The organism is Pseudomonas sp. GYB4201, from assembly GCF_056312595.1.
This window is the reverse complement of record NZ_JBWGIG010000016.1, coordinates 1-11714: the sequence shown is the minus strand read 5'-3', so window position 1 is coordinate 11714 and position 11714 is coordinate 1. Positions and strand designations below refer to the sequence as shown.

Annotated in this window: 12 protein-coding genes; 10 read left to right on the top strand and 2 right to left on the bottom strand. The window is 66.0% G+C overall.

What is annotated here, in order from left to right:
• Positions 1–64 precede the first annotated feature (64 nt).
• The 6 genes from hemC (at position 65) to rsd (ending at position 5560) form a co-directional block, all read left to right on the top strand.
• Entirely contained in the window at positions 65–1006 is a 942-nt protein-coding gene (gene hemC / locus AC0Z2B_RS16585) for a hydroxymethylbilane synthase (protein ID WP_476298096.1), read from the top strand.
• On the top strand, positions 1003–1767 hold the full coding sequence (locus AC0Z2B_RS16580) for a uroporphyrinogen-III synthase (RefSeq protein WP_476298094.1): 765 nt from the start codon (positions 1003–1005) through the stop codon (positions 1765–1767). Before hemC ends, AC0Z2B_RS16580 begins: the two co-directional genes overlap by 4 nt.
• A gap of 27 nt (positions 1768–1794) precedes the next feature.
• Positions 1795–2907, top strand: a complete 1113-nt coding sequence (locus AC0Z2B_RS16575) for a uroporphyrinogen-III C-methyltransferase (RefSeq protein ID WP_476298093.1) — start codon at positions 1795–1797, stop codon at positions 2905–2907.
• Positions 2904–4142 carry a heme biosynthesis HemY N-terminal domain-containing protein gene (locus tag AC0Z2B_RS16570; RefSeq protein WP_476298091.1) on the top strand — a complete coding sequence of 413 codons (1239 nt, stop codon included), beginning with the start codon at positions 2904–2906 and terminating at the stop codon, positions 4140–4142. The genes AC0Z2B_RS16575 and AC0Z2B_RS16570 overlap by 4 nt, the downstream gene beginning before the upstream one ends.
• A gap of 196 nt (positions 4143–4338) precedes the next feature.
• A complete protein-coding gene (locus tag AC0Z2B_RS16565) occupies positions 4339–4854 on the top strand; it encodes a disulfide bond formation protein B (RefSeq protein WP_476298089.1) in 516 nt (171 codons plus the stop codon).
• 229 nt (positions 4855–5083) lie between these two features.
• Positions 5084–5560 carry a sigma D regulator gene (gene rsd / locus AC0Z2B_RS16560; RefSeq protein ID WP_476298087.1) on the top strand — a complete coding sequence of 159 codons (477 nt, stop codon included), beginning with the start codon at positions 5084–5086 and terminating at the stop codon, positions 5558–5560.
• Between the two features lie 29 nt (positions 5561–5589).
• On the opposite strand, the gene AC0Z2B_RS16555 is transcribed toward rsd, so the two are convergent.
• On the bottom strand, positions 5590–6246 hold the full coding sequence (locus AC0Z2B_RS16555; protein WP_416421887.1) for an FKBP-type peptidyl-prolyl cis-trans isomerase: 657 nt from the start codon (positions 6244–6246) through the stop codon (positions 5590–5592).
• Between the two features lie 239 nt (positions 6247–6485).
• Here AC0Z2B_RS16555 and AC0Z2B_RS16550 point away from each other — a divergent pair, with 239 nt between their 5' ends.
• Complete coding sequence (locus AC0Z2B_RS16550; RefSeq protein ID WP_476298085.1) at positions 6486–7397, top strand: AlgP family protein; 912 nt, start codon at positions 6486–6488, stop codon at positions 7395–7397.
• On the opposite strand, the gene AC0Z2B_RS16545 is transcribed toward AC0Z2B_RS16550, so the two are convergent.
• Positions 7394–7861, bottom strand: a complete 468-nt coding sequence (locus AC0Z2B_RS16545) for a TIGR02444 family protein (protein ID WP_416421889.1) — start codon at positions 7859–7861, stop codon at positions 7394–7396. The two genes, AC0Z2B_RS16550 and AC0Z2B_RS16545, sit on opposite strands and share 4 nt — an antisense overlap.
• Before the next feature lie 50 nt (positions 7862–7911).
• Here AC0Z2B_RS16545 and AC0Z2B_RS16540 point away from each other — a divergent pair, with 50 nt between their 5' ends.
• The 3 genes from AC0Z2B_RS16540 to tssI all read left to right on the top strand — a co-directional run.
• Positions 7912–9822 carry an ATP-binding cassette domain-containing protein gene (locus tag AC0Z2B_RS16540; RefSeq protein ID WP_416421890.1) on the top strand — a complete coding sequence of 637 codons (1911 nt, stop codon included), beginning with the start codon at positions 7912–7914 and terminating at the stop codon, positions 9820–9822.
• Positions 9823–9948: 126 nt separating this feature from the next.
• Positions 9949–10581, top strand: coding sequence for a LysE family transporter (locus tag AC0Z2B_RS16535; RefSeq protein WP_476298082.1), 633 nt, complete (start codon positions 9949–9951; stop codon positions 10579–10581).
• Between the two features lie 128 nt (positions 10582–10709).
• Positions 10710–11714: type VI secretion system tip protein TssI/VgrG (gene tssI / locus AC0Z2B_RS16530; RefSeq protein WP_476298080.1), on the top strand; the 1005-nt coding region annotated here is incomplete at its 3' end.

Genomic DNA, 11714 nt, shown 5'->3' with positions numbered 1-11714 from the left:
CGGCCGCCATGCTGTTCCCGCGATGCTGGTATGATCGGCCCATCTACCCAGCACGGATTGATTCATGCCTACTCGCGAGATCCGCATCGCCACCCGTAAAAGCGCCCTGGCCCTGTGGCAGGCCGAATACGTCAAGGCCCGCCTGGAACAGGCTCACCCCGGCCTGGTGGTGACCCTGGTGCCGATGGTCAGCCGCGGCGACAAGCTGCTTGATTCGCCCCTGTCGAAAATCGGCGGCAAGGGCTTGTTCGTCAAGGAGCTGGAAAACGCCCTGCTCGACAACGAAGCCGACATTGCCGTGCACTCCATGAAGGACGTGCCCATGGACTTCCCTGAAGGCCTGGGCCTGTACTGCATCTGCGAGCGCGAAGACCCGCGCGACGCCTTCGTTTCCAATACCTTCCCAAGCCTCGAAGCCCTGCCTGCCGACAGCGTGGTCGGCACCTCCAGCCTGCGTCGCCAGACCCAGCTGCTGGCGCGCCGCCCCGACCTGCAGATCCGCTTCCTGCGCGGCAACGTGAATACCCGCCTGGCCAAGCTCGACGCCGGTGAGTACGACGCCATCATCCTGGCCGCCGCCGGCCTGATCCGCCTGGGCTTCGAGGAGCGCATCACCGACAGCATCAGCATCGAAGACAGCCTGCCAGCCGGCGGCCAGGGCGCCGTAGGCATCGAGTGCCGCACCGCCGACAGCGAAATCCACGCACTGCTGGCGCCGCTGCATCACAGCGACACTGCCGCCCGGGTCACTGCCGAGCGTGCCCTGAACAAACACCTCAACGGCGGCTGCCAGGTGCCTATCGCCTGCTACGCCGTGCTGGAAGGCGAGCAGCTGTGGCTGCGTGGCCTGGTGGGCGAACCCGATGGCGGCCGCCTGCTCAGTGCCCAGGCTCGCGCCCCGCGGGGCGACGCCGAGCGCCTGGGCATCGAGGTCGCCGAAGCGCTGCTGCACCAGGGCGCCGACCAGATCCTCAAGGCCGTCTATGGCGAGGACGGCCACCCGTGACGGGCTGGCGCCTGCTGCTGACCCGCCCTGCCGAGGAATCGGCCGCGGTGGCGCAAGCGCTGGACGCCGCCGGCATCTACAGCGCCAGCATGCCCCTGCTCGATATCGAGCCCCTGCCGGTCACGCCGCAAATGGTCACCCAGGTGTTGAACCTGGCGCAGTACTGCGCGGTGATCGCCGTCAGCAAGCCGGCCGCACGGCTGGGCCTGGATTTGATTGACCAGTACTGGCCGCAGCCGCCGCTGCAAAGCTGGTTCAGCGTGGGCGCCGCCACCGCGGCCATCCTCGAGGACTACGGCCTGCGCGTGCACGTGCCGCCCCAGGGCGACGACAGCGAAGCCCTGCTGGCCCTGCCGGAGTTGGGCCAGGCGCTGCAGCAGCCTTACCCGCGGGTGCTGATCCTGCGCGGCGAGGGCGGCCGCGAATTGTTGGCCGAGCACTTGCGCGAGCAGGGTGCTACTGTCGATTATCTGCAACTCTACCGTCGCAGCCTGCCCGATTACCCGGCGCAGGCGCTGTACCAGCGGGTAACGGCGGAACGCCTGAACGCGCTGGTGGTCAGCAGTGGGCAGGGTTTCGAGCATTTGCAGCAACTGGCCGGTGAGCACTGGCCACAATTGGCCGGGTTACCGCTGTTCGTGCCCAGCCCGCGAGTCGCCGCCCTGGCCCAGGCCGCCGGCGCTCGCCATGTAGTGGATTGCCGTGGCGCCAGCGCCGCGGCCTTGCTGGCGGCCCTGCAAGAACACCGCCTACCCGGGTGAAACCTGCCCTATGCAAAGGATGGATACGTGAGCGAAACAGTCTTGCCCCAAGATGATCTGCAGTCGACGCCCCAGGCGGCTGTCCCCCCTGTGGTGAAGAAGTCTGGCCGTGGCGCCGCCGGCATCGCGGTCGTGGCCTTGCTGCTGGGCGCTGCCGGCGTCGCGGTCGGTGGCTGGAGCGTCTGGCAGTTGCGCCAGTTGCAGGCGGGCCACCAGGCCCAGTCCGGGCAATTGCAGGCGCTCGACAGCCAGGCCCAGGCGTTGAGCCAGGGTGAGCAGGCGCTCACCACGCGGCTGGGGCAACTGCCTAACGCCGATGAATTGGAAGACCGTCGTCGCCTGGTGGCGCAGTTGCAGGGCGACCAGCAGCGCCTCAGCCAGCGCCTGGAAACGGTACTGGGTGCCAGCCGCAAGGATTGGCGCCTGGCCGAGGCCGAGCACCTGTTGCGCCTGGCCAGCCTGCGCCTGTCGGCGTTGCAGGACATTGCCAGCGCCAAGGCGCTGGTCCAGGGCGCCGACGAGATCCTGCGCGAACAGGATGACCCCTCGGCCTTCGCTGCCCGTGAACAGCTGGCCAAGTCCCTGGCGTCGCTGGCCAGCGTCGACCAGCCGGACCGCACCGGCCTGTTCCTGCAATTGGGTGCCCTGCGCGACCAGACCGTGGGCCTCTCGGCCCTGGCGCCGGAGTTCCAGGCCCAGGGTGACGCCGAGCGTGCCGCCCTGGCTGGCGACGATGACCGCTGGGAGCGCTGGTGGCACAAGATTTCCAGCTATTTCCGCGTTGACTTCCGCCCCGACCAGAACATTCGTCCGCTGCTGGCCGGGCAGAGCCTGAACCAGGTGCGCCTGGCGTTGAGCCTGGCGCTGGAACAGGCCCAGTGGGCCGCGCTCAATGACGAGCCGAAGGTCTATGGGCAGGCGCTGGATGAGGCCCGCAGCATCCTGCTGGCCAGCTTCAACCAGGACAACACCGAGAGCCGTTCGATGCTGGCCCGCCTGGATGCCCTCAAGGGGCAGCCGGTGTCGGTGGTCACGCCGGACCTCAACGCCAGCCTCGAGGCGGTGCAGAACTACCTGGAGCATCGGCACATGCCCGCCGAGGCACTGATGACCCAGCCGCAAGCGGGGGCACGCCCATGAAGCGTGCCTATGTCCTGGTCTTCATCGCCATTGCCGTGGCCGTCGGCCTGGGGCTGGGCATCGCCAAGCACCCAGGCTACGTGCTGATCGACTACCCCCACGTGTTCCGTTATGAGTCGGGGCTGTGGGCCACCCTGGCGGCGCTGGTGGTGCTGGTGCTGGCGGTGTTCGTGCTGTGGGTGTTGCTCAGCCTGGTGCTGACCTCTGCGGGGGTGGTGAACCCCTGGTCTGGCCGCAACCGCCAGCGTCGCACCCAGGTGGCCATCGAGCAGGGCCAACTGGACCTGGCCGAAGGCCGCTGGGCCAGCGCCCAGCGCAACCTGCACCGTGCCGCCGAGGCTGAGCGCCAACCTTTGCTGTATTACCTGGGTGCTGCGCGCGCGGCCAACGAGCTGGGCCGCCACGAAGACTGCGACAACCTGCTTGAGCGCGCCCTGGAGCGTCAGCCCCAGGCCGAGCTTGCGGTAGCCCTGACCCACGCCCAACTGCAAGTGGACCGCAATGACATGCAGGGCGCCCGCGACACCCTGGAAGCCATGCGCGAGCGCCACCCCGGCAACGTCCAGGTGCTGCGCCAGTTGCAGCGCCTGCACCAGCAGCGTGGCGACTGGACCGCGGTGATCCACCTGCTGCCCGAGTTGCGCAAGAGCAAGGCGGTCACCGCTGCCGAACTGACCGAGCTGGAGCACCGGGCCTGGGGCGAGAACCTCACGCTCACCTCTACCCGCGAAGACGGCGAAGCTGCGGTCGAGGCGCTCAAGCGTGCCTGGGAACAGCTCAGCGCTGGCCAGCGCCAGGAGCCTGCGCTGGTGCTGGCCTACGCCGACCAACTGCGCCAACTGGGCGCCCAGGCCGACGCCGAGGCCATCCTGCGCGCCACGCTCAAGCGCGGTTACGACAGCCACCTGGCACGCCTGTATGGCCTGGTGGTAGGCAGCGACCCGGCCAAGCAGTTGCAGGCCGCCGAGGGCTGGCTCAAGCAGCACGCCGACGACTCCAGCCTGCTGCTGACCCTGGGCCGCCTCAGCCTGCAGAACAGCTTGTGGGGCAAGGCGCGCGATTACCTGGAAAGCAGCCTGCGGCTGCAGCGCAACCCCGAAGCCTGCGCTGAACTGGCACGCTTGCTGGCGCGCCTGGGAGACACCGAACGCAGCAACCAGCTGTTCCAGGAAGGCCTGGGGCTGCTGGACGAGCGCCTGCTGGCGCTGCCCCTGCCTGAACCAGCCCGCGCCTGAAACTGGCGTGATAAACGGCCTGGTAACGTGGCTTGCACGTTGCCGGGCCGCTTCCCTCGATCGACTTTGCCCTGTCCCTGCACTTCAGTCGGATTTTCCCTACACGATTAGAGAAATGTCCTTCAGGACACAGCTTGAAAGCATTCCGGGCTTTCCTCTACCGTAGTTTTCCAACTGTCGCGTAACTGGATTTGCCATGGTACTGGCTCGATCGCGCTCCTTGTTTCTGCTGGGTTTCCTGGTGTCCACGGGCATCCTTGCTGCTGCGTTTTACCTGCAATGGCAGATCGGGCTGGTGCCCTGCTCGTTGTGCCTGGTGCAGCGTTTCTTCATTGCCCTGCTGGCCATTGCCTGCCTGGCAGCCTGTGTCCATGGCCCGGGCCTGAGGGGCATCCGTCGCTATCTGGTTGTTCATACGCTGCTGATCAGCGCGGCTGTCGCGGCGGCCTTGCGGCAGTTGTGGCTGCAGGCCAATGGCGAGCAGCCCAAGGTTGCCTGCCAGCCGGGGCTGGATTACCTGATGGCAACGCTGCCGTTTCCCGAGGCGCTCAAGACCCTGCTGCTGGGGACGCCAGAGTGTGCCCGCGTCAATTGGACACTGTTGGACATGAGCGTCCCGGAATGGAGCCTGCTGGCCTTGAGCGGCTTGCTGCTGTTGACCCTGGGTGGGTGGCTGCAAGCGTTGCGCCTGGGCGCCCGCGCGCCATCCTGACCCGGGCCGGTGCCCGGATTTCGGGGGTGGCGTGCGGGTACGCCGGTTAAACACTTGTATGAACTTTATCGAAGGGACACTTGAAGCGGCAGACGCACGGGCATAATCTCCCAGCACGCACCATAGAAAAACAGACTGCTTCGATTGCTGCTTTTTTCCGAACGGTTCCGCATCCCAGCTGTCTTGGAATGGGCCGATGGCGGCATGACCCAAAAGGGAAGAAAAGACCATGTTGGAAAGTTGTCAGAATGCTCAGGAACGCTGGGGTGGGGTGCACAAGCTGATCGATCGCTGGCTGCAGGAGCGGCAAAAGCTGGTCGAGGCTTTCGACAAGCTTGGCGAGACGCCCGAAGCGCTGGCCGGCAACCGCAAGAAACTCAAGGAGTTCTGCGGCGTGCTGGTGGACTATGTGTCCGCCGGGCACTTCGAGATCTACGAGCAACTGATTGCCGAGGCCAGGGCCTTCGATGACGAGCGCGGCCTGGAGCTGGCCGACACGATTTTCCCGCGCATCGAAGCCATCACCCAGTTTGCCCTCGACTTCAACGACCACTGCGACAAGGGCGACTGTTCCTGCGCAACCACCTTGACCGGCAAGCTCAAGGAGCTGGGTTCAAGGCTGCACGAGCGCTTCGAGCTGGAAGACTGCCTGATCGAAGTGCTGCACAACGCGCACAAGGACGAAGCCACCGCCGTCCAGGCGTGATTTCCCGCCGGCGCTGCTGGGGGCGGGCGTCAGGCGCCCACGTCGAGCAGGCTTATCTCGAACACCAGCGGGCTGTAGGGTGGAATCAGGTCGCCGGCGCCGTCGGCGCCATAGGCCTGCTGGGAAGGGATCACCACTCGCCATTTCGCCCCTTTCGGCATCTTCGACAGGGCGGTGCGCCAACCGGCGATCACCGCGTCCAAGCGGAACCACTGCGGTTGCTGGTTCTGGTCGAACACGGTGCCATCGGGCAGGGTGCCTGTATAAGTCACCTGCACGCGGCCATCGGCCGGCGGCAGCGGCCCGCTGCCAGGCGTCAATTCGCTCATCAACACCCCATCTGCCAGCTCATGCACGCCCGCCTTCGCACGTTCGGCGGCCATGAAGCGCTGTTCGGCCATCAAGGCCTTTTCCACCGGCGACGGGGCAGGTTCGGCGCTGGCCTGTTCGTCGTGTTCGCGCAGGATCTGCTCGATGCGCTCGGGCGGCAGCGCCAGGGGCTTGCCTTCGTAGGACTGCTGCAGGCCCTGCAGCAGCGCCTGGATGTCCACCCCGGGTGCTTCTTCACGCAAGCGTTCGCCCAGGCTGGCGCCAAGGCTGTAGGCCAGGTCGTGCGGGCTGGTGGGGGTGTCGGCATGGGCCAGGCCAATCAATAGCCACGGCAACAGCAGCAGGTAACGCGACATGGAGAATTTCCCTGTTCGGAGGCGGGTGATTATGCCAGTCTCGCAAGTTGCCAAGCGAAGAGATTTCAGGTCGATGACAGCAGACTTTTCCATAACTTCTACACTTGTCTCGAACTGCCCTTAACAACAACTTTGCCCAGGCATGCAACGCGGCTCGTTTGGCACTGTCAACAATGTCTAGCGGTGACACTTGCACAGGTCTAGTATGAGCCGCAATCACGTCAGCCAGGAGGTAACCCATGTCGGCTAACAAGAAGCCAGTCAATACCCCGTTGCATTTGCTCCAACAGCTATCGAGCAGCCTGCTCGAGCATTTGGAAAGCGCCTGTTCCCAGGCCCTGGCTGATGCCGAGAAACTGCTGGCCAAGTTGGAAAAACAACGTGGCAAGGCTCAGGAAAAACTGCACAAGTCACGCAGCAAACTTCAAGAAGCCGCCACCGCCGGCAAAGCCAAGGCCCAGGCCAAGGCAAAAGCGGCGGGTGCTGAACTTGAAGAACTGCTGGAAGCCCTGAAAGATCGCCAGGCCGAAACACGTAATTACATCGTGCAACTCAAGCGCGATGCGCAAGAAAGTTTGAAGTTGGCCCAAGGGGTGGGTCGGGTACATGAAGCGGCCGGCAAGGCGCTGACCCAACGTTCGGCCAAGCCTGCTGCCGCTGCTGCAGCCAAGAAAGCCCCGGCTCGCACCGCTGCCAAGCCTGCCACTGCCACCAAGGCTGCTGCCAGCAAGCCAGCCGCTGCCAAACCGGCTGCCACCAAGGCCGCTGCTGCCAAGCCAGCTGCTGCGAAAACCGCCGCGGCCAAGCCAGCGGCGAAAACCGCTGCCGCCAAACCGGCCGCCGCCAAGGCGCCAGCCCGGGCTGCTGCCAAGCCGGTAGCTGCAAAAGCCGCCGCCAAGCCAGCCAGTGCAGCCAAGCCTGCGGCCGCGAAACCAGCCGCAGCCAAGCCTGCTGCTGCCAAGCCTGCGGCCAAGCCTGCTGCGAAACCGGCTGCCAAGGCCGCTGCGCGCCCTGCGGCGAAGAAGCCGGCAACCCCTGCAGCCAAGCCGGCAACAGCCGCTACGCCAGCACCGGCCAGCGCGCCAACCCCGGCTGCTGCCTCGCCTGCGCCATCGAGCCCGGCCAGCAGCAGCGCGCCAAGCGCCTCCTAACCGGCGACACTCGCGGCGTGCAGCCTTTGCAGCGCGCCGCGTTGTTTCTCCCGGGCAATGGGCGGCGCCACGCCGTCCAGCCAGGCCGCCAGGTCGTCGGCGCCTTCTGCTTGCCAATCCTGGGCAAGCAGCTCGATACGTTCCAGCAACTGCCGTTCGGCTTCCAGCTCAAGGGCCTTGACCTGTTCGCGCAGTGCTTCAAGCTCCGGGTCGCTGGCTGCGGCCTCGCGCCAGTTCTGGCGCAGCTGGCGCAAGGGCCGTATGACTTCGTCATGCCAGGGCTGGCCCAGGTCGCGCAGGCGTGCCAGGCGGTCGCCGTTGCAGGCCACCCCCAGTTGCCCCAGCCACGCAGCGCCTAGCAGCAGGCACACATTGGCACCTTCGGCCTGCAATTCAAGGCAGGCTTGCTCGATGCCCAGGCGAGTGTAAAGATCCAGGGAAAAGCTCCACAGGTCAGAGTGCATAGTCCTTCTCGCGCCAGTTGTCGTCGAAGCTGGTAGACTCCGCCGCCATTATGATTCGACTTCAAAGCCTTACTTTACAGCGTGGCCCGCAGCGTCTGCTAGAAGACGCCGAGCTGACCCTGCACGCCGGTCAGAAAGCCGGCCTGATCGGTGCCAACGGCGCCGGCAAATCCACCCTGTTCGCCCTGCTGCGTGGCGAGCTCGTGCCCGACTCCGGTGACTGCCAGTTGCCGGCGGATTGGCGCATCGCTCACATGCGCCAGGAGGTCGATACACTCGACAGAGTAGCCGTTGATTACGTGCTCGACGGGGATTTGCGCCTGCGCGAGGTCCAGCAGCAGCTGGCCGCGGCCGAGGCTGCCCATGACGGCGCAGCGCAGGCCCGCCTGCACGCCGAGCTGGACAGCGCCGACGGCTACACCGCCGATGCGCGCGCCCGCAAGCTGCTGGCTGGCCTGGGCTTCACCAACGAGCAGATGGACCGCCCGGTCGGCAGCTTCTCCGGTGGCTGGCGCATGCGCCTGAACCTGGCGCAGGCGCTGATGTGCCCATCCGACCTGCTGTTGCTCGACGAGCCCACCAACCACCTGGACCTCGACGCCATCCTGTGGCTGGAAGAGTGGCTCAAGAGCTACCCCGGCACCCTGATGCTGATCTCCCACGACCGCGACTTCCTCGACGCCGTGGTCGACCATGTGGCCCACGTGGAGCAGTGCAAGCTGACCCTCTACCGTGGCGGCTACACGGCCTTCGAGCGCGCCCGCGCCGAACGCCTGGCCCAGCAGCAGCAAGCCTACGAGAAGCAGCAGGCCCAGCGCGCGCACATGGAAAAGTACATCGCCCGCTTCAAGGCCCAGGCCACCAAGGCCCGCCAGGCCCAGAGCCGGATCAAGGCGCTGGAGCGGATGGAAGAGCTGTCCGCGGCCCACGTCGATTCGCCGTTCGACTTCGTCTTCCGCGAATCGCAGAAAATCTCCAGCCCGCTGCTGGACCTGTCCGAAGGCCGCCTGGGCTATGGCGACAAGGTCATCCTGGAGAAGGTCAAGCTGCAGCTGACGCCAGGCGCACGCATCGGCCTGCTGGGCCCCAATGGCGCCGGCAAGTCGACCCTGATCAAGAACCTCGCCGGTGAGCTGTCGCCCATCGGCGGGCGCCTGGTGCGCGGCGAGAACCTCACCGTGGGTTACTTCGCCCAGCACCAGCTCGACTCGCTGGACAGCAAGGCCAGCCCGCTGCTGCACCTGCAGCGCCTGGCGCCGACCGAGCGCGAGCAGACCCTGCGCGACTTCCTCGGTGGTTTCGACTTCCGTGGCGCGCGCATCGACGAGCCGGTGCTGAACTTCTCGGGTGGCGAAAAGGCCCGCCTGGCCCTGGCGCTGATTGCCTGGGAACGGCCGAACCTGCTGCTGCTCGACGAGCCCACCAACCACCTGGACCTGGAAATGCGCCTGGCGCTGACCATGGCCCTGCAGGAATTCAGTGGCGCGGTGCTGGTGGTCTCCCACGACCGTCACCTGCTCAAGAGCACCACCGATGACTTCCTGCTGGTGGCGGACGGCAAGGTCGAGGCCTTCGACGGCGACCTGGACGACTACACCCGCTGGCTGGCCGACTATCGCCTGCGCAACGCGCCGGTGAGCAGCACCCCGGTCAACCCCGACAAGACCGACAAGAAGGCCCAGCGCCAGGCCGCGGCAGCCCTGCGTCAGCAGTTGGCCCCGCACAAGCGCGAGGCCGACAAGCTGGAGGCCGAGCTGGGCAAGGTCCACGAGCAGCTGGCGAAAGTCGAGGCGGCGCTGGGTGACAGCGGCATCTACGAGGCTGCCCGCAAGGACGAGCTGCGGGACCAGCTGGCCCAGCAGGCCAAGCTCAAGGCCCGCGAGGCCGAACTGGAAGAGGCCTGGATGATGGCGCTGGAAACCCTGGAAACCATGCAGGCCGAGCTCGAGGCGTTGTCGTAAGGGGGGGATGCGGATTCGTAGCAGCGGCCGCAGGCCGCGTCCGCCCGCAAAACCGATATTCTCGTGGCGTTTTCCCCCCACAAGCAGTAGGTTTACCGGTCTACTGATTTTGTTACGAGGTGCGTCATGGCGCTGCAAACCTGGCTGGCATTCTTTGCCGCCTGCTGGATCATCAGTCTTTCCCCGGGCGCTGGCGCCATCGCGTCCATGTCCTGCGGCCTGCAGTACGGTTTCGTACGCGGCTACTGGAATGCCCTGGGGCTACAGCTGGGCCTGATCCTGCAGATCGCCATCATCGCCGCCGGCCTTGGCGCCGTGCTGGCCGCCTCCGCTACCGCGTTCACCCTGATCAAGTGGTTCGGCGTGTTCTACCTCGTCTACCTGGCGATCAAGCAGTGGCGCGCGCTGCCCATGGACATGTCCGCCGACTCGGCCGTGCGCCCCATCGGCAAGCCCATGAGCCTGGTGTTCCGCGGCTTCCTGGTGAACGTCAGCAACCCCAAGGCGCTGGTGTTCATGCTGGCGGTGCTGCCGCAGTTCATCAACCCCCATGCGCCGCTGGTGGCCCAGTACGTGACCATCGCCGCCACCATGATCAGCGTCGACCTGCTGGTCATGGCCGGCTACACCGGCCTTGCCGCCAAGGTGCTGCGCCTGCTGCGCACGCCACGGCAGCAACAGCGGGTGAACCGCACCTTCGCCGGGTTGTTCATCGCTGCGGCGACCCTGCTGGCGACCCTGCGCCGCGCGCCGGTGTAGGGCGCCCGGCGCCGCACGTTTTTGGCTAAGGAGATATTTCCTACGAAAGCTTGGGATTCGTCCGGCATTTTCGACTCCGTGCCTCCCTGACACTGGTCCTTTTTCGCTGACGCGCTCAAGGACCCCGAATGCCCTACTCGGCCGCCAACCAAAGCCGCTTCCATCTCGACCTGCTGGGCATCGAGCACGACTTCAAGGTGCTGGCCTTCACCGGCACCGAAGGCGTCAGCCAGCTCTACCACTTCGACATCGAGGTGGTCAGCGAGCGTTCCGACCTCGACCCCGCCCAGTTCCTGCAGTGCCCCACCTTCCTCGGTATTGATGCCGGCGGCTTCCATGGCGTGATCAGCGCGTGCCAGGTGGGCGAGCGTGGCACGCGCCTGAGCCATTACCACTTCACCCTGGTGCCGCAGCTGGCCAACCTGCAGCACCGGGTCAACCAGCGCATTTTCCAGGGCCAGACCACCGCGCAGATCATCACCCAGGTGCTGAAGGAGCACGGCATTCTCGGCGACCGCCAGCGTTTCGAGCTCAGCCCGGTGGAGTACGTCCCGCGCCCGTACTGCACCCAGTACGGTGAAAGCGACCTGTATTTCATCCAGCGGCTGTGCGAAGAGGAAGGTTGGCACTTTCGTTTCGAGCACGCGCCTGGCCAGCATGTGCTGGTGTTTGGCGACAGCCAGGGGTTCTTCCCCAAGCTCGAGCAACCGGTACGCTTCGCGGCGGATTCGGGCATGGCCGCGGAAGAGCCGGTGGTCAGCCGTTTTCGCCAGTACGTGCGCACCCGGCCTACACGGGTGACGCAGCGCGATTATGACTTCGCCCACCCCAGCTTCATTCCTGAATACACCGCCCGGCCTGCGCCGCAGGAGGGTGAGCGCAGGCTGCACGAGCTGGAAGTGTTCAGCTTTCCCGAGCCGCTGCCAAACGCCCGGCACGGCAAGCGCCACGCGGCCCGCGCGCTGGAACGCCTGCGCTTCGAGGCCTGCCTTGTCGAGGGCGAGGGCGACGTCGCGCGGCTGGCCAGCGGTTGCCTGATGACCTTGCAGGAGCATCCCCGCGCGGATGCGAACGGGCTGTGGCTGTTGTACGAAATTGAGCATGAAGGGAAACAGCCCCAGGCGCTGGAAGAG

Excerpts from the sequence above, each read along its gene's own strand:
- AC0Z2B_RS16540 (WP_416421890.1), top strand. The coding sequence starts at position 7,912 with ATGATTCGACTTCAAAGCCTTACTTTACAGCGTGGCCCGCAGCGTCTG.
- AC0Z2B_RS16565 (WP_476298089.1), top strand. The coding sequence starts at position 4,339 with ATGGTACTGGCTCGATCGCGCTCCTTGTTTCTGCTGGGTTTCCTGGTG.
- rsd (WP_476298087.1), top strand. The coding sequence starts at position 5,084 with ATGTTGGAAAGTTGTCAGAATGCTCAGGAACGCTGGGGTGGGGTGCAC.
- AC0Z2B_RS16545 (WP_416421889.1), bottom strand. The coding sequence starts at position 7,861 with ATGCACTCTGACCTGTGGAGCTTTTCCCTGGATCTTTACACTCGCCTG.
- AC0Z2B_RS16535 (WP_476298082.1), top strand. The coding sequence starts at position 9,949 with ATGGCGCTGCAAACCTGGCTGGCATTCTTTGCCGCCTGCTGGATCATC.
- AC0Z2B_RS16555 (WP_416421887.1), bottom strand. The coding sequence starts at position 6,246 with ATGTCGCGTTACCTGCTGCTGTTGCCGTGGCTATTGATTGGCCTGGCC.
- hemC (WP_476298096.1), top strand. The coding sequence starts at position 65 with ATGCCTACTCGCGAGATCCGCATCGCCACCCGTAAAAGCGCCCTGGCC.
- AC0Z2B_RS16550 (WP_476298085.1), top strand. The coding sequence starts at position 6,486 with ATGTCGGCTAACAAGAAGCCAGTCAATACCCCGTTGCATTTGCTCCAA.
- AC0Z2B_RS16570 (WP_476298091.1), top strand. The coding sequence starts at position 2,904 with ATGAAGCGTGCCTATGTCCTGGTCTTCATCGCCATTGCCGTGGCCGTC.